Origin of the sequence: Labrenzia sp. PHM005 (assembly GCF_006517275.1) — a bacterium.
Classification (GTDB): Bacteria; Pseudomonadota; Alphaproteobacteria; order Rhizobiales; family Stappiaceae; genus Roseibium.
In genome coordinates, this window is the sequence record NZ_CP041191.1 from 5,932,289 (window position 1) to 5,956,203 (window position 23,915).

At 55.8% G+C, this 23,915-nt stretch carries 23 protein-coding genes; 14 read left to right on the top strand and 9 right to left on the bottom strand.

What is annotated here, in order from left to right; translation table 11 throughout:
• Positions 1–131 precede the first annotated feature (131 nt).
• The 4 genes from hisS (at position 132) to FJ695_RS26885 (ending at position 4,363) form a co-directional block, all read left to right on the top strand.
• Positions 132–1,676 (top strand): histidine--tRNA ligase, encoded by a 1,545-nt coding sequence (gene hisS, locus FJ695_RS26870; RefSeq protein ID WP_141188312.1) that lies wholly within the window; start codon positions 132–134, stop codon positions 1,674–1,676.
• A gap of 1 nt (position 1,677) precedes the next feature.
• A complete protein-coding gene (locus tag FJ695_RS26875; protein WP_141188313.1) occupies positions 1,678–2,832 on the top strand; it encodes an ATP phosphoribosyltransferase regulatory subunit in 1,155 nt (384 codons plus the stop codon).
• 3 nt (positions 2,833–2,835) lie between these two features.
• Entirely contained in the window at positions 2,836–3,804 is a 969-nt protein-coding gene (hisG, locus tag FJ695_RS26880) for an ATP phosphoribosyltransferase (protein ID WP_141188314.1), read from the top strand.
• 127 nt (positions 3,805–3,931) lie between these two features.
• Positions 3,932–4,363, top strand: a complete 432-nt coding sequence (locus FJ695_RS26885) for a VOC family protein (RefSeq protein WP_141188315.1) — start codon at positions 3,932–3,934, stop codon at positions 4,361–4,363.
• Between the two features lie 6 nt (positions 4,364–4,369).
• Here FJ695_RS26885 and FJ695_RS26890 read toward each other — a convergent pair whose 3' ends face one another.
• A complete protein-coding gene (locus FJ695_RS26890; RefSeq protein WP_141188316.1) occupies positions 4,370–5,044 on the bottom strand; it encodes a DNA-3-methyladenine glycosylase I in 675 nt (224 codons plus the stop codon).
• Between the two features lie 150 nt (positions 5,045–5,194).
• Positions 5,195–5,950, bottom strand: coding sequence for a protein phosphatase CheZ (locus FJ695_RS26895; protein ID WP_141188317.1), 756 nt, complete (start codon positions 5,948–5,950; stop codon positions 5,195–5,197).
• Between the two features lie 279 nt (positions 5,951–6,229).
• Between FJ695_RS26895 and FJ695_RS26900 the strand changes: the two genes are divergently transcribed.
• The 3 genes from FJ695_RS26900 (at position 6,230) to clcA (ending at position 9,433) form a co-directional block, all read left to right on the top strand.
• Positions 6,230–6,943 carry a DUF2927 domain-containing protein gene (locus FJ695_RS26900; protein WP_141188318.1) on the top strand — a complete coding sequence of 238 codons (714 nt, stop codon included), beginning with the start codon at positions 6,230–6,232 and terminating at the stop codon, positions 6,941–6,943.
• 248 nt (positions 6,944–7,191) lie between these two features.
• Positions 7,192–7,938, top strand: coding sequence for a L,D-transpeptidase (locus tag FJ695_RS26905; protein WP_141188319.1), 747 nt, complete (start codon positions 7,192–7,194; stop codon positions 7,936–7,938).
• A gap of 112 nt (positions 7,939–8,050) precedes the next feature.
• Positions 8,051–9,433, top strand: a complete 1,383-nt coding sequence (gene clcA / locus FJ695_RS26910; RefSeq protein ID WP_247653749.1) for a H(+)/Cl(-) exchange transporter ClcA — start codon at positions 8,051–8,053, stop codon at positions 9,431–9,433.
• Positions 9,434–9,435: 2 nt separating this feature from the next.
• Here clcA and glcF read toward each other — a convergent pair whose 3' ends face one another.
• The 3 genes from glcF to FJ695_RS26925 all read right to left on the bottom strand — a co-directional run bounded on the left by glcF (position 9,436) and on the right by FJ695_RS26925 (position 13,626).
• Positions 9,436–10,773 (bottom strand): glycolate oxidase subunit GlcF, encoded by a 1,338-nt coding sequence (glcF, locus tag FJ695_RS26915; protein WP_141188321.1) that lies wholly within the window; start codon positions 10,771–10,773, stop codon positions 9,436–9,438.
• 172 nt (positions 10,774–10,945) lie between these two features.
• Entirely contained in the window at positions 10,946–12,136 is a 1,191-nt protein-coding gene (glcE, locus tag FJ695_RS26920) for a glycolate oxidase subunit GlcE (protein ID WP_141188322.1), read from the bottom strand.
• A gap of 8 nt (positions 12,137–12,144) precedes the next feature.
• A complete protein-coding gene (locus FJ695_RS26925; protein ID WP_371708997.1) occupies positions 12,145–13,626 on the bottom strand; it encodes an FAD-linked oxidase C-terminal domain-containing protein in 1,482 nt (493 codons plus the stop codon).
• Positions 13,627–13,798: 172 nt separating this feature from the next.
• On the opposite strand from FJ695_RS26925, the gene FJ695_RS26930 reads away from it, so the two are divergent.
• The 3 genes from FJ695_RS26930 to FJ695_RS26940 all read left to right on the top strand — a co-directional run bounded on the left by FJ695_RS26930 (position 13,799) and on the right by FJ695_RS26940 (position 15,875).
• Entirely contained in the window at positions 13,799–14,743 is a 945-nt protein-coding gene (locus FJ695_RS26930) for a LysR family transcriptional regulator (RefSeq protein WP_141188324.1), read from the top strand.
• Positions 14,744–14,870: 127 nt separating this feature from the next.
• Complete coding sequence (locus FJ695_RS26935; RefSeq protein WP_141188325.1) at positions 14,871–15,266, top strand: cytochrome c family protein; 396 nt, start codon at positions 14,871–14,873, stop codon at positions 15,264–15,266.
• 213 nt (positions 15,267–15,479) lie between these two features.
• Positions 15,480–15,875, top strand: a complete 396-nt coding sequence (locus FJ695_RS26940; protein WP_141188326.1) for a cytochrome c family protein — start codon at positions 15,480–15,482, stop codon at positions 15,873–15,875.
• A gap of 55 nt (positions 15,876–15,930) precedes the next feature.
• On the opposite strand, the gene FJ695_RS26945 is transcribed toward FJ695_RS26940, so the two are convergent.
• On the bottom strand, positions 15,931–17,217 hold the full coding sequence (locus FJ695_RS26945) for a DUF3422 family protein (protein WP_247653751.1): 1,287 nt from the start codon (positions 17,215–17,217) through the stop codon (positions 15,931–15,933).
• 238 nt (positions 17,218–17,455) lie between these two features.
• Between FJ695_RS26945 and FJ695_RS26950 the strand changes: the two genes are divergently transcribed.
• The 3 genes from FJ695_RS26950 to FJ695_RS26960 all read left to right on the top strand — a co-directional run bounded on the left by FJ695_RS26950 (position 17,456) and on the right by FJ695_RS26960 (position 20,483).
• Complete coding sequence (locus FJ695_RS26950) at positions 17,456–18,232, top strand: FadR/GntR family transcriptional regulator (RefSeq protein WP_141188328.1); 777 nt, start codon at positions 17,456–17,458, stop codon at positions 18,230–18,232.
• Positions 18,233–18,249: 17 nt separating this feature from the next.
• A complete protein-coding gene (locus tag FJ695_RS26955; RefSeq protein WP_141188329.1) occupies positions 18,250–19,386 on the top strand; it encodes an alpha-hydroxy acid oxidase in 1,137 nt (378 codons plus the stop codon).
• A 185-nt stretch (positions 19,387–19,571) separates the two neighbouring features.
• Positions 19,572–20,483 (top strand): DMT family transporter, encoded by a 912-nt coding sequence (locus FJ695_RS26960; protein WP_141188330.1) that lies wholly within the window; start codon positions 19,572–19,574, stop codon positions 20,481–20,483.
• A gap of 42 nt (positions 20,484–20,525) precedes the next feature.
• On the opposite strand, the gene FJ695_RS26965 is transcribed toward FJ695_RS26960, so the two are convergent.
• Both FJ695_RS26965 and FJ695_RS26970 read right to left on the bottom strand, forming a co-directional pair.
• Positions 20,526–21,416 carry a LysR substrate-binding domain-containing protein gene (locus tag FJ695_RS26965; RefSeq protein WP_141188331.1) on the bottom strand — a complete coding sequence of 297 codons (891 nt, stop codon included), beginning with the start codon at positions 21,414–21,416 and terminating at the stop codon, positions 20,526–20,528.
• A gap of 98 nt (positions 21,417–21,514) precedes the next feature.
• Complete coding sequence (locus tag FJ695_RS26970; RefSeq protein WP_141188332.1) at positions 21,515–22,390, bottom strand: LysR substrate-binding domain-containing protein; 876 nt, start codon at positions 22,388–22,390, stop codon at positions 21,515–21,517.
• A 245-nt stretch (positions 22,391–22,635) separates the two neighbouring features.
• Here FJ695_RS26970 and FJ695_RS26975 point away from each other — a divergent pair, with 245 nt between their 5' ends.
• Positions 22,636–22,962, top strand: coding sequence for a DUF1127 domain-containing protein (locus FJ695_RS26975; RefSeq protein ID WP_141188333.1), 327 nt, complete (start codon positions 22,636–22,638; stop codon positions 22,960–22,962).
• An 84-nt stretch (positions 22,963–23,046) separates the two neighbouring features.
• Here the strand turns inward: FJ695_RS26975 and FJ695_RS26980 are convergent, their stop codons facing one another.
• Complete coding sequence (locus FJ695_RS26980) at positions 23,047–23,814, bottom strand: DUF937 domain-containing protein (protein WP_141188334.1); 768 nt, start codon at positions 23,812–23,814, stop codon at positions 23,047–23,049.
• Positions 23,815–23,915: the final 101 nt, after the last annotated feature.

Below are 23,915 nucleotides of genomic sequence, written 5' to 3' on the forward strand. Positions count from 1 at the left end.
CCAAGCCCCTCCCAAGCTTGCCCTTAGAACCGCTTTCGTCTAGGACAACCGGCAACATCATCAGAGTTTTTCTGTGCGGCAGGGCTTCAATAGACCGCCGCCTGCGACACCCGCCAGGACACAAAGATCTCATGGCCAAAAAACCAAACAAACTGAAGGCCCGCCTTCCGCGCGGCTTTGTCGACCGGTCTGCCAGCGACATCCGCGCAACCGATGAAATGCTGCAAAAAATCCGGTCTGTTTATGAAAGCTACGGTTTCGACCCGGTTGAAACCCCGGCATTCGAATACACCGATTGCCTCGGCAAATTCCTGCCAGACACGGACCGGCCCAATGCCGGTGTCTTTTCCGTGCAGGATGACGATGAACAGTGGATGAGCTTGCGCTATGACCTGACCGCGCCGCTGGCCCGTCATGTCTCGGAAAACATCAACGAGATCCAGCTGCCGTACCGCACCTACCGGAACGGCTGGGTGTTTAGAAACGAAAAACCGGGCCCCGGCCGCTTCCGCCAATTCATGCAGTTTGACGCCGACACCGTCGGTGCACCGGGCGTTCAGGCGGATGCTGAAATGTGCATGATGATGGCCGATACGATGGAAGCGCTCGGCATTCCGCGCGGCCAATATGTCATCCGCGTCAACAACCGTAAGGTTCTGGATGGTGTTCTGGAAGCTGTTGGTCTTGGTGGTGATGACGATGCCGGGCGCCGCCTTACTGTCCTTCGGGCGATGGACAAGTTCGACAAGTTCGGCACCGAAGGTGTGCGCCTGCTTCTCGGAGACGGCCGCAAAGATGAGAGCGGCGACTACACCGATGGCGCCAAACTGTCAGAGGCAGCCATAGATGCCATCGTCGAGATCCTGGAAGCCTCGGCCATTGATGATCTGATCGACTACACCAACAATCTGACCTTCAAGACGGCAGCCCTGTCGCGGTTTGCGATCAACGAGAACTTCGAAGCTGGGTTCCGCGAGCTGAAACTGATTTCAGATCTCGTGACCTCTGCTGGATATCAGTCCGACCGCATTTCGGTGGACCCATCCGTTGTTCGCGGCCTCGAGTATTATACCGGTCCCGTCTACGAAGCTGAACTGCTGTTTGACGTCACCAATGAAAAGGGCGAAGTAGTCCAATTCGGTTCTGTTGGCGGCGGCGGTCGTTATGACGGTTTGGTCAAGCGCTTCACCGGCCGTGATGTTCCGGCAACCGGTTTCTCCATTGGCGTCTCCCGCCTGATGACCGCCTTGAAAAACCTCGGCAAGCTGCAAACATCTGATGTCGTGGCACCGGTTCTGGTCACCGTCATGGACGGCGACACTGAGGCCCTCGGCCGCTATCAGAAAATGGTTCAGGACCTGCGCCAGACAGGCATCCGGGCCGAAATGTACCAAGGCAACTGGAAGAAGTTCGGCAACCAGCTGAAATATGCAGATCGGCGCGGGTGTCCGATTGCGATCATCCAAGGGTCGGACGAACGCGAAGCCGGTGAAGTCCAGATCAAGGACCTGATTGAAGGTGCGCGGCTTGCCAGTGAAGCAACCGACGTCGACAACGTCACCTGGCGCGAAAGCCGTCCGGCGCAGATCACGGCCAAGGAAGCCGATCTGATTGAAACCGTACGCGGTATCTTGGATGCCCAGGCCGAAGACCGCAGACAGGCAAACGGAAACTGATATGGCAACGGCGGCTGAAACTCCGGCTCTCGATCCGGCGAAAATCGATGCGGTTCTAGCGTTGTTCCAGGCAGCCGGGCATGCGCCGGTTTCTCCGCCAATCCTGCAGCCGGCCAATGTGCTGCTGGATCTGATCGGCGAAGACATCCGCCGCCGCCTCTTTCTGACCAACGGTACGGATGGGGCGGACCTGTGCCTCAGACCGGATTTCACAATTCCGGTGTGCCGCCATCATGTTGCCCATGGCGACAGCACTTTGCCGACTGGCTACTGCTACCACGGACCAGTGTTCCGTCAGCGGGCGGACGGGCTCGGCGAAATCCCTCAAATGGGGGCGGAAAGCCTGGGCCGCACCGACATTGCCGAAGCCGATGCTGATCTCTTGGCACTGTCCATAAAAGCGCTCGAAACCTTCGGTCTGCAGGATATCTCGATCCGCATTGGTGATGAGACCCTCTTTGCAGCTGTTCTGACCGGGCTGGGACTGCCCACAGTCTGGCAGCGGCGGCTGCGAGATCTCTTCGGTGAGACAGACAAGCTTGCAGCCGCGGTCAAGCGTATGGCCGGGGGCAACACCGCCGATGACGACAGCCGGGATGTCCGGCTCGGGTTCCTGGCAGCCCTTGAGGGCGCCGACCCGGAAGCTGCTCACGCTGTTGTTGAAGACCTTTTGTCAATCGCTGGCATTTCAGCGATTGGCGGCCGCTCTCCGGCGGAAATCGCAGACCGTTTTTTGGAACAGGCTGCCCTCACCCGGGGCGCTGGTGGTCACGGCAAGGCGGCAGAGGCCTTGAAAGCCTACCTTCAAATCAAGTCAGATGGCGCAAACGCCGTTTCGGCCCTCAAAGATTTTGCAGGCAAATATGGTCTCGACCTAAATGCCCCTTTGGCCGCGTTTGAACAGAGACTTGCGGCACTGGCTGCAAAGGGTATCGATCCGGCGCGGCTGTCCTTTGCCGCAGAGTTTGGTCGGCGTCTCGATTATTATTCTGGTTTTGTGTTTGAAGTTCATGCGGACACCCAGTCCGAAGATGGGCCGTTGGTCGGCGGCGGGCGCTACGACAAGCTGGTCACGCTTTTGGGCGCCGACAGCCAAGTTCCGGCCATTGGCTTTTCCATGTGGCTCGACCGGATTGCAGCGCGGATTGGAGGCTGACCCATGAGCAAACTCGTTATTGCAATCCCCTCCAAGGGCCGCCTTCAGGAAAACACCCACGCGTTCTTTGGCCGGGCCGGTTTGAAAGTGACACGGCCAGGCGGCGCCCGGAACTATCGCGGCGCCATCAAGGGCTTGGATTCCGTTGAAATCGCCTTTCTGTCCGCGTCAGAAATTGCCCGCGCGCTGTCGGATGGCGCGGTTCATTTCGGCATCACCGGCCTTGATCTGGTCGATGAAAACATTGCCGATCCGGCCAGCACAGTGCACATCGTGACGCCGCTTGGCTTTGGTCATGCCGATGTGGTGATTGCCGTACCAAAAGCCTGGATTGATGTGGAAAGCATGGCGGACCTTAGCGATGTCGCTTCCGACTTCCGCAATCGCCACGGCCGCCGAATGCGGGTTGCGACCAAATACGTCAACCTGACCCGGGCTTATTTTGCCAAACACGGCATCGCCGATTACCGGATTGTCGAAAGCGCGGGAGCGACCGAAGGGGCGCCAGCCGCAGGGTCTGCAGAACTGATCGTTGACATCACCAGCACCGGCTCGACCCTTGAGGCCAACAACCTCAAGGTCCTCACCGACGGCGTCATGTTGAGAAGCCAGGCCAATCTGGTGGCATCCCTCAACGCCGACTGGTCGGAGACTGCCCTTAACGGCGCGCGTGAAATCCTGGACCGGGTCGCTGCAGAAGAAGCTGCGCGGGACATCAAGCTGGTCAAAGCCGTGGTTGACGACCGCACCCAAGCGCTGCGGTCAGTTGCCAATGTAGGTGCTGTGCAGCGGTTTCCGGAAGCGGCCGAGACCTCGCGGGTCAATGTGCTGTGTCCGAAAGACGCCGTTGCGGAGTGCGCCAAGCTGCTGATTGCCGAAGGTGCGGACACCGTTACCGTTGAAACGCTGGACTATGTCTTCTCCAAGGAAAATCCGCTGTTTGCCCCGCTGAAGGACAAGGTCGGCGGGTAGCCTTGGATTAGTTTCCCCTCAAGGGGGAAGCACCTTGGAATACAGATAGTGCCTGACATTCTGTCTTACTGTTGCCGGGGTGTGGCAGGCCGGGGACATATCGCAGTTCAGTTGCTGGAGGGGTGGTATGCAGTTCAAGCACATCAGTTTGGTCGCCAGAAACGCAGCTCACCTTGCTGAGTTCTACAAATCCATTTTCGGCTGTACGGAAATCCGGTCCCCAAAAACGCTCACGGGCGAGGCTGTATCCAGAGGCAACGGATTGCCGGGTTCGGAAATCTTATCGATCTGGCTATCCTTGCCGGGCGTAGACGGCCCGTTCCTCGAAATCCATGAGTATCGGGCCGCCGTTGAACGCCCTGTTCCCCAAGTCAACGAACCGGGCTATGGCCATATGTCATTTAGCGTCGGCGACATTCGCGCCACATCCGCTGCAATTCTTCAGTCAGGCGGCAAGGCTCTCGGTGAAATCACGAACTTCGGGACTGAAGAGTCTCCAGTTTTGCTGGTTTACATCCGAGATCCTGAAGGCAACATTCTGGAGCTGGAGCAGTCCTAACCACATTTACGATCGAACAGGTCGAACGAAATTAGTTCGCGCCTCTTCCACGGGCCCGCGGCAGCAGCAGCCTTCTAGATGATCGTTGACCATGCCCATGGACTGCATGAAGGCATAAACGGTGGTTGGTCCGACAAAACTCCAGCCGCGTTTTTTCAAGTCCTTGGAGAGCGCCGTACTTTCCGCCGTTTTGCCGAGTGTTTTGGCCACCGCAAACGTCAGCTTTTCCGGCCGGTCTTCCGGTTTCGGCTCCCAGGACCAAAAATAGGCCGCCAAGGATCCAAACTCTCCCCGTAACTCCAATGCCCGCTCGGCGTTGTTGATAGTGGATTCGATTTTCTTGCGATGACGGACGATCCCCGCATCGTTCAGGCAGCGCTCGACATCGGCTTCGGTGAATTTGGCGACTTTTTCAAATTCAAAATTGGCAAAGGCTGCGCGAAAAGCCTCCCGCTTGCGCAAGATGGTGAGCCAGGACAGGCCCGACTGAAACCCTTCAAGACAGATCTTTTCAAAGAGGCGGCGATCCTCGTCGACCGGCCAGCCCCATTCCGTATCATGATAGCGCTGATAATCGCTCAAACCGCCATGCCACCAGCACCGGAGCTTTCCGTCGCTGCCTTCCAAGAGTCCGGTTTCCGGATCGCGTTCAGGCCGGTTAGATGATCCGGTTTCTGCCATGGTCACAAGCCTCAAAATTCACGTTTTGTTCTCACCCCCCACTTAGCTACACCAGAACAGGCTTGCGCACAATGCATGTATTCTTGCCGGTGATGCGGTCAATAAAAAACCCGGCTCGAAGACCGGGTCTTTTTGTGATTGTTATTTGAGTTAGGCAAACAGCGCGTCGATATCGTCTTGCGTGGCCACATCAACATCCGTGGCATTCGCAGGACCATTAAGCAGTGCTGCATCGCCCTCGGGCAACTCTTCCTGTTCAAGCTCAATATCTTTGAAGCTTTCAATACCGCCCCAGATGTCCATCATCTGCATGATACGGTCTTCAACAAACCGTAGGGTTCCGACAACTTTGGTGATACGCTGGCCGGTCAAATCCTGGAAGTTACAGGCTTCAAAAATCTGAACCACTTTGTCTTGAATGTCTCCAGCAAGCTCTGCTTCCTGCCCCTTCAAGGCTGCTGACAGGGTGTTCGCCGTTTCATCGATGAACTCGGCAGCCGACAAAATGCTTTCGGTTGCCCCTTCCGTTCCGACAACAACCGCGTCGAGCTCGTTGGTTACACGGGCCATGTCCTCGCCATCAGAATCGGTTTTCTGATGCAGGCTGGCGATTTCCTTTTTGGTCTGGGCAATAGCCTCATAGATGGCGTCGAGCTCCACCTTCAGCTTGGCTGCTTCAGACATTTCTTTCCGGAACTCTGCAATGAATTTTTCACTCATCGCTTCTGGATCGATTGCAGCCTGCTGCTGTTGGCCTGCGCCACTCTGAATCATCGCTTTCAGAGTAGAGATTTCCGCCAAGACCTCCTCATGGCGGCGCTCTTCAGCAAAAGCAGGATCCAGGTTCGCACCAGATTCCATGCGTATTAAGGTTTCCGCTCGGAAGGATCGTTTCACCGCGGTCATACCTACTCCCGTCCCCCGCCCCTGAAGGCTTCTTCTAATCACGCTCCGTAACGTTATAGCTGCGGAAGCTTAAGGAATTGTTTTTGCGATACTAACAACATCGGCTAGCCTCCTACCCGCAACAGTCGAATCAGCACCAAGAAACAACCTCAAAATGGCCTTGTCCCAGGGCGTCAGCGCCTCATATTGGTTTGCAAAAAGTAATTGGCTGGACAATCTTGCTCCCGCATGATCTGACTTTCAAAGACGGGCAAAATAACGAACCTCAGACCGGATATTATGCGCAGGATCCTGATTTTCTTCATGGTAATGGCGATTTCGGCAAGTTTTCCAGCGCGTGGATCCAGCGATTCCTTCACAACGGACGAAATTCTGTTTGGCTTCGAGAAGACAGTGTTTGGACTGGAATACCGGAATTGGGGGTGGCGTCCTTACTTGGTTAAGAAGTTCACAAGTCCAGTCCGCTTCTATATTCATAATCTCTCCCGGCGGGACCGGACCCGCACTGTTCGCCGGTTCATTGGTGAAATCAACCGGCGGGTGACCGGTTTGACAGCCTCGATCGTGAACAGGCCTGCGGATGCGAATTTCGAGATTTTTGTCGTCGACCGCAAACAATATAAGCCTGTCGTTCGTACAGACGTTTATAAGAACCCCAAGGCAAGGGTTCCCGGCCGGTGTCTTGTCCGTGTTGTTTCAGGGCACAATGGCATCAAGCATTCGTCAGCGGTCATTGTATCTGATGAGGGCGAGTTTTTATTCCGGCGTTGTCTGGTGGAAGAAGTCCTTCAGGGCCTCGGACCTATGAATGACAATGAAAAACTGCCCCACTCGGTTTTTAACGATTCATCCCGCCACAGCCGGTTTACAGTCTTTGACCAGATCATTTTGAACATGCTTTATGATCCGCGAATCAAACCGGGGATGTCGATCAAGCAGACCAAGGACTTTTTGCCGTTGATCGCCCGGGATGCCCGCCGCCGGGTGCGTTAACTAAAAAATCGCCGAAATAACAACGTGTTCAATGCCCCTTTGCCGCGGGTTTGCACGCGAAAGATTTCCTTAAGATTTTATTTAGCCAGTTCCTCAACCAAGGGCTAACCATAGATTCGAAATGACTGTGAGAACGGCCCGCAATTCACTTTTGGCACAGCTCCACGTCCTATCATCGTTGCCAATCCGTTAACCGGTGGTGCGAAAGTGCCGCTGAACGTGGTTTTTCATTAGTAACGAGTTGTACCATGTTCTCTTTCTTAAAATATGCGACGGCCGCATGCGTCGCCGCGGGTAGTATCGCCATCATCGGAAGCTTATCAGCTGGTCCGGCAACAGCTGGCCAAGTCGCGCCGCCGCCGCTGGTTTTAAGCCCAAATCTCACCGAACCCTGGATGCTGCAGCTTCAGCCGCGCGTCAGAGGCCGAGCAACCGCGCCGGTCCGCCGCCAGGTGCAACAGCCTAGCGTCCGCCGTGCCAATTGGTGGTCCCCGCGCCAACAACCGGTTCGCCGGCAAACTCAGCCGCAGAAAACCAAAACGCGGCAAGTGCAGCCACAATTCCTGCCAACGATTGTGCAGTACGATGGCAAACATAAGCCGGGTACGATCGTCATCGATACCAACGCCCGTTATCTCTACCTCGTTCAAAATGATGGTACGGCCCGCCGGTATGGTGTTGGGGTCGGCAAACCTGGTTTCGAATGGGCCGGAACACACAAAATCACCCGCAAAGCCGAATGGCCGGATTGGCGCCCGCCGGCAGCCATGCGCAAACGCCGTCCGGACCTGCCAGTATTCATGGCCGGTGGCCCGGACAATCCGCTCGGCGCACGCGCGCTTTATCTCGGCTCGACCCTCTACCGCATCCACGGCTCCAATCAGCCCTGGACCATCGGTCACGCGGTTTCCTCAGGCTGTATCCGCATGCGCAACGAAGACGTTATGGATCTTTATAATCGTGTCGGCGTCGGCACCAGGGTCCACGTTATCTGATTTCAAACATCAGACTCCCATGTCAAACGCGCGGCTCCCAGCCGCGCGTTTTCTTTTGCACCGATACAACAGACACTCACTTGCCGGTTCGGCTTGTAGAATGCGAAACTGATTGCTTCGCAGACCTTTCATTCGTGTCTTCTCAACGGCATTCACTTTGTTTGAAAAATCAGATGCACACTATTTCCTGAAAGCCGCCCTCGTCGGTGTGGTGGTGGCCGGTCTTGCGACCGGATTTCACTCCGGAGTCGAAATTCTGATTTCCCACTACGCAAGCCTGCGCGCCAGCCTGGGAACGGGGTTGCTGTCCTATGCAGTTGCCGCAAGCCTGTCGGCGGCCTGTGTAACTGGTGCCTATTTTCTGGTGGCAAGGTTCGCGCCGGAAGCCGCCGGCAGCGGCATCCAGGAAATTGAAGGAGCAATGGAAGACAAACGTCCGCTCAATTGGATGCGGGTTCTTGTTGTAAAGTTCTTTGGTGGTCTTCTCGCGTTAGGTTCCGGGCTTGTGCTGGGCCGGGAAGGACCGACGATCCACATGGGCGCGATGACCGCCGAGGCGCTCTCAACGTCACAAGGACTGACACCTTCAGATCACAAAGGACTGCTTGCTGCAGGAGCGGCAGCCGGTTTGGCTGCAGCCTTCAATGCTCCTTTGGCAGCCATATTGTTCATTGTTGAGGAAACCAGGCGGCAATTTCCCTTCGGCTACCGGACATATATGGCGGTTATCATTGCCTCGATCTTAAGCGCGGCAATCACCGAGCAACTGACGCGCACCGGACCGCCGCTGCAGTTCGATGTCGCTTATTTGCCCGTCTGGACATTTCCTTTGCTGGCCATCTTGGGTGTGTTGCTTGGTGTGCTGGGTGTCTTTTTCAATTGGGCTTTGCTGACTGTCATGGACTTTTTCCAAGCAATCCCCAGACAAGCCAAATGGATCCCAGCGATGGTTGTCGGCGCGGCAACCGGCCTCCTGCTCGCCGCCTTTCCCGAAGCGACTGGCGGCGGAGAGGATCTCATTCGAGACCTTATCCACACCGACTTCGGCATATCTGCTTTGTTGCTGCTGACCGTGTTCCGTTTTGCCGGCGTTTTGTTTTCCTATGCATCTGGCGTGCCTGGCGGAATATTCGCCCCTATGCTGTCAATTGCGACCTGTGCCGGTCTAGCTTTCGGAGCAATATCTTCAGAGCTGCTGGTCAACGTGGACAGCGACTTCCGGGCTGCGTGTGCCATCGCAGCGATGGGCGGATTTTTTGCCGCCTCAATCCGCGCGCCGCTCGTCGGTGTGGTCCTTGTCATGGAGCTGACCGGTGCCTATTCCTTGATCATGCCCGTACTCATCACCTGCACCGCTGCGGCGTTGACAGCACACCAACTTGGCGGACGGCCTATCTATGAGCAGTTGCTTGCCCGCACATTAAGATTAGCTGGTCAAGCTCCTGACGCAGATACGGACAAAACACCGGTGCAACTCGGCACACGCAAGTCTTGACATTACTCTGCTACCTCGAGCTTTTTCGTAAGCGACGCAAGCGGCTCCGGTTGTGGCCCGCCATAGGCCCAATCCAGCAGTTCTGCCGTATGAACGATCGGAATATCTGTTCCGAGGCCAATTTGGGTCATGCAGCCTATGTTACCGGTCGCAATCAGGTCCGGCTGGGTCTTCTCGATATTCGCAACTTTCCGGTCGCGCAGTTTTTCGGCGATCTCCGGCTGAAGGATGTTGTAGGTGCCTGCCGACCCACAGCATAAATGGCCTTCCGGAACATCTTTGACTGTGAACCCAGCGGCTTTCAAAAGCTGTTTTGGCTGCTGTGTTATTTTCTGGCCGTGCTGCATCGAGCAGGCGGAATGATAGGCAACATTCAAACCGGGTTGTAGGGACGGCGTGCCCAGATCCGCCTCGGCGAGAAATTCGGTGATGTCTTTGGCGAGCGTAGAAACCTTCGCGGCCTTATCCGCATAAGCCGGATCCTCGCGCAGCATGAAACCGTAATCCTTGATGGTCGTGCCGCATCCGGACGCCGTGATCAGCACTGCGTCCAAGCCTTTGGTCTCCAATTCCCTTGTCCAGGCATCGACATTCTGGCGGGCATTGTCCAAAGACGCATCTTCCTTGCCCATATGATGGACCAATGCGCCACAGCAGATTTCCCCCTCTGGCAGAACGACTTCATATCCTTTGCGCTTTAAAAGCCGGATCGTGGCGTCATTAATGCCCGGGTTCAAGACAGGCTGGGCACAGCCGGAGAGTAGCGCTACTCGGCCCTTTCTAGCTGGTGTTTCGGCGTCAAATGTTCCTGGGCCTTCAAATGCCCCGCGCATTGGTGCACGTGGAGGTGCCAGCTCCAGCATGGCACCCATCTTGGCAATCGGGCCACCCATTTTCTTCAGAAAACCAGCGAAGGGCCGGCCAAAGAAGGCGCCGATCAAAGCAAAGCGGAACCGCTTCGGATACGGCAAGACAAACGCCAGGATTGCGCGCAGGAGGCGGTCGCTAAAGGGGCGCTTATATGTCTTTTCGATGTGAGCCCGGGCATGATCGACCAAGTGCATGTAATGCACACCGGACGGACACGTCGTCATGCAGGCCAGGCAAGAGAGGCAGCGATCAATGTGCTTGACGATCTTTTCATCCGCCGGACGGTCATTTTCCAGCATGTCCTTGATCAGATAAATCCGCCCACGTGGACTGTCCAGTTCATCACCGAGCAAGGTGAAGGTCGGACAGGTCGCCGTACAGAAGCCGCAATGCACACATTTGCGCAGGATCTTTTCTGCTTCCGCTACGTGGCTGTCTTTCAACTGCTCGGCGGTAAAGTTGGTCTGCATGATGCGGTTGTTTCCCTCATAAGCTCTGGTGTGATCAAGACCAAAGCCATCTCCCTCAATAGTGCCAAACCGTAAGGACCGCGGCTCGGGTGCACAAGACGCCCTACTGGCACAACAGTTTTCATGTCACGAACAGCTCGCTGCTGTCCGCGTCCGCAGTCGGTCCGTGCGGTTAACCTCCAGCCAGCATCCGTCCGGGGTTCAATATTCCCTTAGGATCAAATTGTTCTTTGAGCCGACGCGATAGAGTTTCCAGTGGTTTTGGCTGCGGCTGGAAAACGTCAACGCTACTGCGCACCGACGGTTCACCGCGCACCAAAGTGGCATGGCCTCCACCCGATTGGCTCACAGCTGTTCTGATGACTTCAGAATGGTCGGCCCCATCGTCACAGGAAATCCAGACTAAGCCGCCACTCCAGTCATAAAAAGCCCTGATGTTCAGCTGCTCTTTTAAGAGCCTCACAAGCTCGGGCCCGCTTGTCGGCGCGACGGAGACTTTCCAAACCGGTGCCGTGCCATCGGTAAAGGGGGAGATATCCCGAATCGAACGCCACAGCTCCACCGATTGAGCTTCAACCAGCCGTGACACCGAGCCATAAGCGCCCAAAAGCTTTTCAAGCGTCTTGAACCGGTAGTCGACGGACGTTGAGAACCCTTCCAGACGAAGAACAGTCCGGCTGGCAGCACCAGTCAAGTCGGATGGCAAATGGGCAGCACCAGAGACTTCCGCTGAAGAGCCGAGCGCGGCACAAAGCGCCTTTATGGCTGTTGCATCGTCCAATCCCTCCAGCTGAAACGTCGCTGAGGTCTCCGGTTTGGGATTGACCTTGAGCGTAACGGTTGTTGCAACAGCCAGCGTCCCAAAAGACCCGCAAAGCGCACGTGGCAGGTCATAACCGGTGACGTTCTTCACCACCTTACCGCCAGAGTTGAAAACCTCACCGCGTCCGGACACAGCTTCCATACCAAGGAGGTGATCTCTTGCTGCGCCTGCTTTGACACGGCGGGGCCCCGACAGATTTGCCGCCAGAACACCGCCGATTGTCCCCTGCCCTGCCGGCTGGCCGAACAACGGGCCGTAATCCAGCGGTTCAAAAGAGAGTTCCTGGCCGTTTTCGTCGACGAGTTTTTCCACGTCAGCAATCGGTGTTCCTGCGAGAACAGTCAAAACCAATTCCGCAGGTTCGTAGCTGACAATACCGCTCAGATCAGAGAGATCGAGGATATGCGCCGTTTGCACAGGCCGACCCAGAGCCCGTTTTGATCCCTGTCCAATGATTTCCAGCGGCTGCTCTTCCGCCGCAGCCCATTTGATGGCGTCTTCCGCCTCCCGCGTGTTGCGCGGTTTTAGTGCCGAACTCATGACCTACCTCAGAACCGCGGAATATCAGGGAAGGGAAGCTGGCCCTTATGAACATGCATTTTGCCGAGTTCCGCGCAGCGGTGCAGCACGGGAAACACCTTGCCTGGATTGAGCAGATGCTTGTCATCAAAGGCACATTTGACCCGTTGCTGCTGCTTCAAGTCCTCTTCTGAGAACATATCCGTCATCAAATCCCGCTTTTCGATGCCGACACCGTGCTCACCTGTGAGCACGCCGCCAACTTCCACACAGAGCCTCAGAATATCCGCACCAAATTCCTCAGCGGCGTCCAGTTCACCGGGTTTATTGGCATCATAAAGAATGAGCGGATGAAGGTTGCCATCGCCGGCATGGAAGACGTTGGCCACGCCAAGGCCATGCTTTTCCGAAAGTTCCCGCATCCGGGCAAGCACCTTTGGCAGTTCCCGGCGCGGGATGGTGCCGTCCATGCAAAGGTAATCCGGCGAAATCCGTCCGACCGCCGGGAAAGCCGCTTTCCGGCCCGCCCAGAACGTCATGCGCTCTTCTTCACTTTCCGAAATCCGCACATGGCTCGCTGCATTGGCCTTGGCAATCTCCTCGACCTGGCCGATGAGATAATCAACTTCGGCTTCCGGGCCGTCCAGTTCCACGATTAAAAGCGCTTCAACATCCAGCGGATAACCAGCGTGAACAAAGTCCTCGGCTGCGTGAATGGCCGGTTTGTCCATCATTTCCATACCACCGGGAATGATGCCCGCCCCAATGATATCGGCAACACAGCGGCCACCATCTTCACTGGTCGGAAAGCCGATTAGGAGCGCGCGGGCCGTTTCCGGTTTCTGCAGGATTCGGACGGTTACTTCGGTGACAACTCCCAAAAGGCCTTCTGATCCCGTCATTAATGCCAGCAGGTCATAACCTTCGCTGTCCAGGTGTTTGCCTCCGAGGCGGATCACTTCCCCGGTGATCAGCACCATTTGCAGGCCTAACACATTGTTGGTTGTCAGCCCGTATTTGAGACAGTGCACACCGCCGGAGTTTTCCGCGATGTTGCCGCCGATAGAACAGGCGATCTGCGAGGATGGGTCCGGAGCATAATAAAAACCCTCATGCTCCACGGCCCGGGTAATTCCGAGATTGGTCACACCAGGCTGGACCACCACCGCACGGTTTTCAAAATCGATATCGAGGACCTGGTTGAACTTCATCATTGATAGAAGAACACCATCCGCCAAGGGCAATGCGCCACCCGAAAGGGAGGTTCCTGCCCCGCGCGGTACAACTTTCACATCGTTGTCGTGACAATATTTGAGAACGCGGGACACCTGTTCCACAGTTTCCGGCAGCACGACGATCAAGGGCAATTGGCGGTAGGCCGTCAGGGCGTCTGTTTCATAGGCCCGCATTTCACTTTCGTCGTGAATTACCCCTTCTCCGGGAACAATTGCCTGCAAAGCCTTGACAATTTCCTGCCGCCGCCTGAGGACATCGCCGTCAGGAGCGGGCATTGCGATCGCGGTCACGGACTGGATCCTCCCCGTTTGCAGACCATTGATGATCCACTTAAGTAGCTCTTGCGTATTTCAACGTGAGCATCAAAAAGTTTTCTGAAGTCTGGCAGAAATCAGACGCCAGAAAAATGGCCGAAGACAAACTAAATGTCTTTCTGAGAGTTTGAAAATGAGCAATCTGACGGACATGGAGATTTTTGCCCGAGTCGTGAGCGCGGGTAGCATGTCGGCCGCCGGCCGGGAAATGAACCTGTCGCCAGCCGTGGTTTCCAAGCGAATCCGCAGGCTGGAAGAAAAACTTGGCAGCCGGCTGCTCCAACGCACGACCCGCCAAATTGCCATGACGGAAGCCGGACAGGGGTTCTATGAGCGCGTGATTGCGATCCTGGCATCGGTGGAAGAGGCCGAATCTTTTGTGTCCCGGGGCTCGGCGAAAGCCCGGGGCAATTTGAAGGTTGCAGTGCCCACCTCCTTTGGCCGCCTGCACATTGCACCTCACATCGGCGATTTTCTCACCCAGAACCCTGATCTTTCAATCAATCTCGACCTGTCGGATGATTTCGTCGACATCGTCGGCGAAGGCTATGATTTGGCAATCCGGATTGCTGAACTCTCCGATTCCAGTCTTGTTGCCCGGAGACTTGCACCGGTGCACCGGATATTGTGCGCAAGCCCGGACTACATTGAGAAATATGGCACACCGCAGACCATCGAAGACCTTTTGGCAAACCATGTGACGCTTGCGGCAGCGAATCAGGACCCTTGGCGCCTTGCAGGCCCAAATGGCATTGAAACAGTGCGCACGCAGTCACCGGTCAAAACGAATTCCAGCGAAGTGGTGCGGGAATGCCTGTTGTCCGGCATCGGCATTGCCCTCAGATCGACCTGGGATATTGGACCGGAGCTTCGAGAGGGCAAACTGCATGTCCTCCTGCCAGAGTACCGGGCATCCAAAGACGTCGGACTTTATGCCGTTTATCCAAGCCGGCAATTTCTCCCGGCCAAAGTTCGCGTATTTATTGATTTCCTAGCTGCACTCTATGGCTCCGCGCCCTATTGGGACACCGGATTGGATGAATGGCTCAACCAGCAACGCCCTGCGCGGGCAAGCTAGGCCTTATTGGAGGAGTTTCCCTGACAAACGGTATAATACGTATGCGACGGCACGTCGCTTGCAAGTTGGCTTGACTTCCTATTGATTTGGCGCGGGTTTTAAACCGCTCATATCGAGGGAGATACACATGAAGCGACTGCTGATGATTGCCGGAACTGCGCTCCTGGCACTTACAGCCCAGGCCAGCGCCGAAGGCGATCCGGCCAAAGGTGAAAAGGTCTTTAGGAAGTGCAAGGCGTGCCATGCCGTTGGTGAAAAAGCCAAGAACAAGGTTGGCCCGCAGCTGAACGGTGTGGTCGACCGGGCTTGGGGTTCCATCGAAGGCTATAAGTATTCCAAAGGTCTGCTTGAAATGGCTGATGGCAAAGTGTGGGATACAGCAACACTTGATGCGTATCTGGCCAAGCCGAAAGATGTCATACCAAAAACAAAAATGGCGTTTGCCGGTTTGAAGAAAGAAGCAGACCGCGCGAACGTGATTGCCTACATGGCTCAATTCAACGAAGATGGCTCTAAAAAGTAAGCCACTTTTGTTTTAGATAAGGGCCGGGTTCTCCCGGCCCTTTTTAATTGGCCGGCGTTTCCACACCGACTGACAGCTGGCCCACTTTTCTTAAGCTGGTTGTCGCAACTCGCTAAATCTCAAAACTACAGATACCTCACCCCGCTTGCATCCTGCCGTAACTTCCTGTTGATTTGACCCTGGGTCACCACACCCAGATTGAGGGAGATACACATGAAGCGACTGCTGATGATTGCCGGAACCGCGCTTCTGGCTCTTACTGCCCAGGCCAGCGCCGAAGGCGATCCGGCCAAAGGTGAAAAGGTCTTTAGGAAGTGCAAGGCGTGCCATGCCGTTGGTGAAAAGGCCAAGAACAAGGTTGGCCCGCAGCTGAACGGTGTTGTCGACCGGGCTTGGGGTTCCGTCGAAGGCTATAAATACTCAAAAGCCCTGCTTGAAATGGCAGACGGCAAGGTTTGGGACGCAGCAAACCTTGATGCATATCTTACCAAACCGAAGGACCTGATCCCGAAAGGTAAGATGGCGTTTGCCGGCCTCAAAAAAGAAGCAGACCGCGCTAACGTGATTGCCTATATGGCTCAGTTCAACGAAGACGGCTCTACCAAATAAGCCGCTCCAATTTCTAATAAGGGCCTGGGTTTCCCGGCCCTTAGTATTTTGCTAGTCAAACATCATCCATATCCTCTTTGGAATGATGCGCCCGGATCCTGTTCACGATCCACCAAATGATCAATATAACAGCTGGAACTGCCACAGCGGTTGTCACCGTGGCACTTGGAACCGGCAAGCCCGCATCCTTGCTGCCCTTGGCGAGATAAGACAACAATCCCACGACATAGTAGCTGATCGCCGCAACCGAGAGGCCTTCAACGGTCTGCTGCAACCGCAACTGCAGCCGCGCCCGCCGGTTCATGGATTGAAGCAGCGACCGGTTTTGCTGCTCCAGGTCCACATCCACCCGGGTTCTGAGCAGCGTCGTGGCACGGGCCAATTTGCGCGACAGCATGGCCTGCCGGTCTTCAATCGCTTGGCAGGTGCGCATGGCTGGTGACAACCGCCTGGCCAGAAAAGACGACATCGATAAGTCGCCCGGATTGGCTTCTTCTTGCAAGGCCGTCAGCCGAACATTGACGATCTCATAATACGCCCTGCTGGCGCCAAACCGGAACGCGCTCGCGGTGGCTCCAGCTTCCAAAGCCGCAGCAAGGCCGGTGAACTTGTCGAGCAGCTCCCGATTGGAATCCAAACCAGAGGCTACTTTCATCTGCTCAGTCAAACTGGCGAGTTCGATTTCAAACCGCCGAATATCCGGCTGAAGATCGTTCGCTTCAAACAGCCCCAGCATGGCGAGTGTTCGATAGGTTTCCAACTCGAGAAGTCTTTGGACGACCGTCCCGGACTGCACATCACTCATGGTGTGGTTAAAAACCAAAAAACGCGACAGACCATCACCGTCTTGCCGGAAATCTGTCGCTACGGTTGCTTGGCCATTTTCCAGAGAAGACACGGCCATGCTGCCGATGTCAAAGGCCTGGCGCCAACCGTCGTCTTTCGGTTCGTCGTGCAATTCAAGGCGCACGGCAACCAGTAAGTCGCCCGGAGCCCGGAAGGCGGCTCCAAATGGATGACCCGTTGGAATGGAGTTAAAAATGCGGCCCGAAGTCGCCGCTCCATCCCAGGTGTAGGTGGTGAATTCGGCATGTTGCTCCCAATTCAGTGTGCCTTCACCGAATTCTACCCGGTGGTATCGGGTTCCTTGTGCGGGACCGGGCGCGCCGCGGGACCTACAAAACTCTCCGAGCCAAGCCTTGTCCTCGGCTGCTTCTTGGGAGTTCGTCAAAAACGCGTAGTGAAGGACAACCCGCGGTGTCGACAACGGCCGGAAAGGACGCGCATGAACTTCGCCTAAAACCCGCTCCCGCAAAGGCGAGGTCCGAAACGATGGCAGCACACCGCCTATATCCTGATGACTTCCCAAACTGTTGCCCCTCCTTGCCTTCCGCAGCCAAAACAACATGGCGGCTGCGCTAGCAAAAGACCACCGGGTTTTTCGCGTTCGGGAAAGATGACATATGCGCGCGTTTGCAATCAGCTTGATTGCGGCACAAGCGCGCTTCAAATTGGATAAATAATTTGACCAATTTCGAATTCCGCGCTATTTTCCTGAGAATTCTAGTGATCGAGGCCGCATGTTTCAGCCAATAAATCATCACAAAACCGCGGATGCCGCGGTAGATCAGATTGAAGAACTCATCCTCAAAGGGGTTCTCAAATCTGGCGACCGCCTGCCGGCCGAACGGGTTTTGTCGGAACAAATGCAGGTGTCCCGCCCGGTGTTGCGTGATGCGCTCAAGACCTTGGAAGAGCGGAACCTGATTGAAGCCCGGCAAGGTGGCGGAACCTTCGTCTGCGATCTCATCGGATCGATCTTTTCCGAAGCGATAGTGCAGTTGATTTCCCGCCACCCGTCCGCTGTCAGCGATTATTTCGATTTCCGGCGCGGCATTGAGGGCCAGGCTTCGGCGATGGCCGCCGTCCGCGCTGCACCCTCCGATCTCAGCAGGCTCAAAGACATCATCGAACAGATGGATGCTGCGCATGAAAACCAGGACGTAACGCTCGAAAGCCAACTGGACGTCGCCTTCCACAATGCGGTCGGGGAAGCGGCGCACAACGTCGTCATGCTGCACACCTTGCGCTCGTGTTACCGCCTCTTGGAAAACGGCGTTTTCTATAATCGCGGACGTCTCTACCATCACCCGTCTGCACGCACGGAAGTGCTCAATCACCACAAGACAATCTACCAGGCGATATCGGCAGGTGATCCGAACCTGGCCCGGCAGGCTGCCGAAGAACATATCGATTATGTCCGCGCCACACTCGCCGCAACCGAACAGCTGGACCAGCGCGAACAACTTGCTGGCCTCAGACGATCTGAAACAACTGCTCGTACAGCCAAGAAATAGTTCGAGGGAGAGACCCGATGCCCATCGTAACCGACGTCGCTGATATGCAGGCTCTCGCCAAACGGCGGGTGCCCAAAATGTTTTATGACTACGCCGACACCGGCTCCTGGACCCAGAGCACCTATTGGGACAATGAAGCCGCTTTTCAACGGCAAAAACTGCGCCAGCGGGTTGCCCGCAACATCGATAACCGATCTGTGAAAACCACAATGATCGGCGAAGAGGTCTCTATGCCGGTTGCCCTTGCTCCGGTCGGATTGACCGGGATGCAGCACGCGGATGGGGAAATCCTGGCGGCACAGGCAGCGGAAGAATTCGGCGTTCCCTTCACCCTCTCTACGATGAGTGTCTGTTCTATCGAGGACGTCGCTGAGAACACCAAAAGTCCGTTCTGGTTCCAGCTTTATGTCATGCGGGACCGAGGGTTTTCCGAAAGCCTGATGCAGCGCGCCCTGGCGGCGAATTGTTCCGCGCTTGTCCTCACTCTCGACCTGCAGGTTCTGGGGCAGCGCCACCGCGATATTAAAAACGGCCTCAGCACTCCGCCGAAGCCCAAACCGCATGTCCTGATCGATCTGGCAACAAAACTGCGCTGGTGCTGGAAAATGGCACAAACCAAGCGCCATGAGTTCGGCAATATTGTCGGCCATGTGTCTGGTGTCGAAGACATGACATCCCTTGCAGAATGGACCGCAAGCCAGTTTGATCCGACCCTCGATTGGTCGTCTGTGGAGTGGGTCAAAAAACATTGGGACCGCAAGCTGATCCTGAAAGGGATCAATGATGTTGACGATGCCAAGATCGCTGCCGACCTCGGCGCTGATGCGATCGTTGTCTCCAACCACGGCGGCCGCCAACTGGATGGCGCGCTGGCGTCCTATGACATTCTCGGTGACATCGTCGACGCGGTCGGCGACAAGATCGAAGTGCATGTCGACGGTGGCATCCGCTCCGGCCAGGATGTCTTCAAAGCGGTCGCGATGGGTGCCCACAGCACCTATATCGGCCGGGCCTTCATCTATGGTCTCGGCGCCCGTGGAAAAACCGGCGTCCGTGAAGTGTTAGAAATCATGCACAAGGAACTTGATGTCACCATGGGCCTCTGCGGCGAAACCGACATCAAGAACGTCGGACGGCACAATCTGGTCCTTTAACAGCCTAGAGTTATAGGCTGTCCAAAATAGTGGTTCTGGCCGGTCAGCGATCGAAAGTGCGCTGGCCGGATCTTCCAAAGCGGCAATTCATCGACACCGCTGATCCTTTCATCAAAAACAATCATTTGTGTTGAACTATCAAGACGACCAGATTGGTGGTCTTCCTGCCAAGATGAGTTGATGTGATGAGCCTTGCCCAGCCAGCCCTAAACCGATCCGATCTGAACACAACCGATCTCGGTCTGTACGCGGCCACCGTGTTTGCATGGGGTTTCAGCTGGATCGCAATGAAAGGGCAGATCTCTAGCGTTTCCCCCGAAGTCTCCGTGTTTTGGCGGTTTGTCGTCGCGGCCGCCATGATGATGGTCTGGGTCCGTGCAAAAGGCTATCCCTTGAACTTTCCAGCAAAAGATCACATTCGCTTTGCCGGCCTTGGTGCCCTACTGTTTTCGACGAACTTCACCCTGTTTTATTATGGTGCGGCCTACCTACCGTCGGGCCTGCTGGCCGTTGTCTTCTCCACGGCATCGGTCTTCAACATCTTCCTGGGGCTAGTCTTGTTCCGCCAACGCCCAAGCCTCCTTGCGCTTGCTGCCGGCCTTCTCGGATTTTCCGGAATTGCTTTGATGTTTTGGCCGAACATGGCCGGAGCGCAGATCAACACCGGTGTTGCCATTGGTCTTGGCTTTTGTATCTGCGGAACTCTGTCGTTTTGCCTCGGCAACATGCTATCGGCTGATACCCAACGCCGCGGGATCGGCGTGATGCCCGCCACAGCCTGGGGCATGGTCTACGGCATGATATTTCTGGGCCTCTTCGCAGCCTTCCGTGGCCGAAGCTTTGCCGTTGAATGGACCTTTCCTTATCTCGGCAGCCTTTTCTATCTGGCTTTGGTCGCCTCGGTGATAGCCTTTGCCTCCTATCTCACACTACTTGGGCGGATAGGATCAGCGCGCGCCGGTTATGCGACCGTGTTGTTTCCGATCGTGGCCCTCGCGGTCTCAACCATATTTGAAGGATATCAGTGGACGCCGCTGGCAATCACCGGCCTTGGCTGTGTTCTGGCTGGCAACATCATGATGTTGCGTGCCCGCTAACGCAGCGCGTCTTCCATAAACTGCATCAATTGAAGTGAGCCGCTATTCTGCGGCTTCTTGATTGGTCATCGTGCCGACGTTGCCAATTGCAGCAATCAGATGGTTGCACAGACGGTCGTGCATGGGTTGACGGGCGTTGTCAGACCGCAACAGCGCAATGTCGCAATGGGTCAGAGCTGGAAAACCGTCCTTCTCGTCCAGAATGCGCATGCCATCTCGTATTGCGCTTTCCGGAAACACGGTCACTGCCAATCCGGCATGCACAGCGCCAACCAAAGCCGACGCACTAGCACTGGTATAAGACACACGATACCGCTTTCCGACCCGGTCGAGCGCATCCATGGACAGACGCCGCCAGCTGCAGCTGGTCGGGCCGAGCGCCAGACGGATGACGTCTTGGGTGTGCGCGCAGTGTTGTTCCGATGTCACCCAAAACAGGGGCTCCCGCCGGATGATCTCTCCGTGCAACTCGCTGGTATCTCCGGACGTGGTAATCGCCACATCCAATTCACCGTTCCGAATAGCATCCGTTAAACGCGCGCTGCTGGTGCATTCAACCTGCACCTCGATAGACGGATTGAGCCGGTTGAAGGCGGCAAGAACTTGTGGCAACAGCCGGTCAGCGTAATCGTCCGGTACACCGAGTTTGACGAAACCGATTTCTTTTTTGCCATTAAAAGCCGAAAGGGTCTCATCGTTCAGCTGGATCATCCGCCGGGCATATTCAACCAGCCGCAGCCCCTGCTCGGTCAATCGGGATTGGCGCCCATCCTTTATAAAAATCGGCTGACCAACCCGCTCTTCCAAGCGGCGCATTTGCATGGAAACGGCCGATTGTGTTTTGTGAACCGCTTCACCCGCCTTTGTGAAACTGCCAAGTTCGGCGATCGCCAGAAACGTCCGCAGCTGGTCAATATCAAGGGCATGACTCATGGAACTCTCCAAGCACGGCGCAAAAACTCAGAACAACATCATTAAATTCGATCAGTAATACCTTATTACATCAAAATTACTGACGACTCAAACATTGATCATTCAGCTGCATGAGGAACGGACAGGTTATCAAGTGAGGACATGATGTGCTCTACCAAAGCATCTGTGACCCGCGAACTGTTGTGCCAGGATTTCATGATCCCGATCTCGCATTCCGGCAACCGCGGGAAGCCTTCGGCTTCGGTTAAGACACGCATGCCGGAGCGCAAAGCGGACTCCGGCAGAACCGAAATCGCCAGCCCAGCCAAGACAGCAGCGCCGACCGCCGTTGAGTTCCAGCTGGAATAAAGCAGCCGGTATTCTCGCAATTGATCTTCCAAGGCACTTAGGGCGGCCTTGCGCCAGTCGCATGTTGCTCGGCCCAACGCCAGCGGCAAGACTGTTTCGTTTTCGGTGGCGTGCCGGGCAGATGCGACCCATAACAAAGGTTCGCGCCTTAGAATTTCGACATTCTTCCGGCCCTTTTTCTGGACGTGCGTGATGATGGCAACATCCAACTCACCTTCCACGATCATGTCCGCAAGATTAGGGGTTGGCGCGCAAACAACACTGACCTCAGCCTTCGGGTTTGACCTTGAAAAGCGCGCTAGAATCTCTGGTAGGAACCGGTCTGCGTAATCGTCGGGTGTCCCGAGGCGGACCAAGCCCGCGAGCTCCGTATCATCAAAGGCGGCCAGGGTTTCATCGTTTAGCTGTACAAGGCGGCGTGCGTAGTGCAGCAGCCGTTCCCCGTGCTCTGTCAGCTTGGACTGGCGCCCGACGCGGACAAACAGCGGTTTGTCTATACGTTCCTCCAAGCGCCGCATCTGCATCGATACCGCCGATTGCGTCTTGTGAACGCTGTCCGCCGCCTTGGTGAAACTGCCGGTTTCGGCAATCGCCACGAAGGTTCGCAGCTGATCCAGATCAAGCATTCTGCCTCGCAAAAAGTTTGTAGCTCGGGCCCTGCTGAGAAAGAACCGCTCAAAATGGCGGGTTTCCCAGGCAAACACGCCCTAAGAAGTTCATATCACAATATCTGATTGTTCTCATCAAAAACATTCGTTGGAATTATGTATCGAACTATAGCATCTAAGCATTGTTCCAAACACAGGACCGCCTTCAAGGCGCGGAACAAGCTGCCGGAAATTCCTTCGGCCGCTCACAGGAGAAGTACGCCATGACACACATCGCACACCACCCGATATTCGCTCTTTCCGGGCAGCTGGTTGCCCGTGCCCTGCGCGTTTTCACAAATCGTCGTCAGGTCACCCAACTTTCGACGTTGAGCGATGAGGCATTGAAGGACATTGGTTTGACCCGGAGCGATGTTCGACGGGCCATTGCACTTCCGTTTTACTCAGACCCAGCACCGTTTCTGAGGCAGATGGCCGATGGCCACAACCCGCTCGCGCTGCAAATCCTCCCAATTGCAGCCAACACAGCGCCGCACACCCAGAAGCCATCAGTATCTTTGGTTCATCCCCGGCCAGAGATCGCTGCCTGATTTATTGACCTTCATAGCAGCCCCTGTCGGCAAGCCTTGCTGACGTAAACTGACCCGCCGTTTATGGCGGGTCTTTTTTTGTTCTTATTTGCCGAGGTTCCGGGTCGCAGTGGCAAAGAAATTGTCAAATGCCTTCAGCTGGCTGGACTGCAGGTCGCGGCCGGCAGACATCCACCCGGACACCATTTCCTCAAATTCCGAACTTTCTTCCTCGGAACCGGCCTCATCCAACACCTCATCTGCAACCGGTTCATCTTCAGCTTCTGGTTCCGGAGCCTCCTCGGATGTTGCCTCGCCGGAAGGTCTCAGGAAGGAGCCCCAAAATGCATTCATGGCATCGGTATAGCTGTGCAGATAATCGATCGGCGCCGGAGCGCGTTTCGGCCGGCCGCGCGCAAATCCCCGCATATAGGCATCGAGAAGCACCTGAGCTTCGCCTTGAAGGAACGGCCGCGCGATCTGGCCAAAGGCTAAGGTTGCTGCAACGGGCATCATCTCTTGGACGGCATCGCTCTGCAAACCGGTGACACCGGAGATTTGTGCTGCCAGAGCCTGCTGGACTGCTTCCGGCCCAAAGAATGGAATCAAAGATTGCTGCGTCGGCGTTTGGAAGAAATTTGCGTAGGCAGACATCGGATTTGCGGCGCTACTGGCCATTTGTGTGGCCTGATTGAACCAATCCGGAAGGCCGGACATCGGACCGCCAAAATGCTGGAAACCGGTCAAGGCAGCCGGCATCAGTTGTTCCATCACACGATTAAGATCGTCAGTGGACCAGCCAAAGCGTTCCTGCACGTCTTCAGAGAGGGAGAATATATTGAATGGCGGCGGCGCCGAGTCGTTCTCTGTCATCACGCGGTCCCGGATGTCTTGCGCAAAGCCCTGAGAAACAAGGCTGTCTTCACAAGAGTGACCTGAACCGCGCGGAAGGTCAATTCATGACCTTCCAGTTT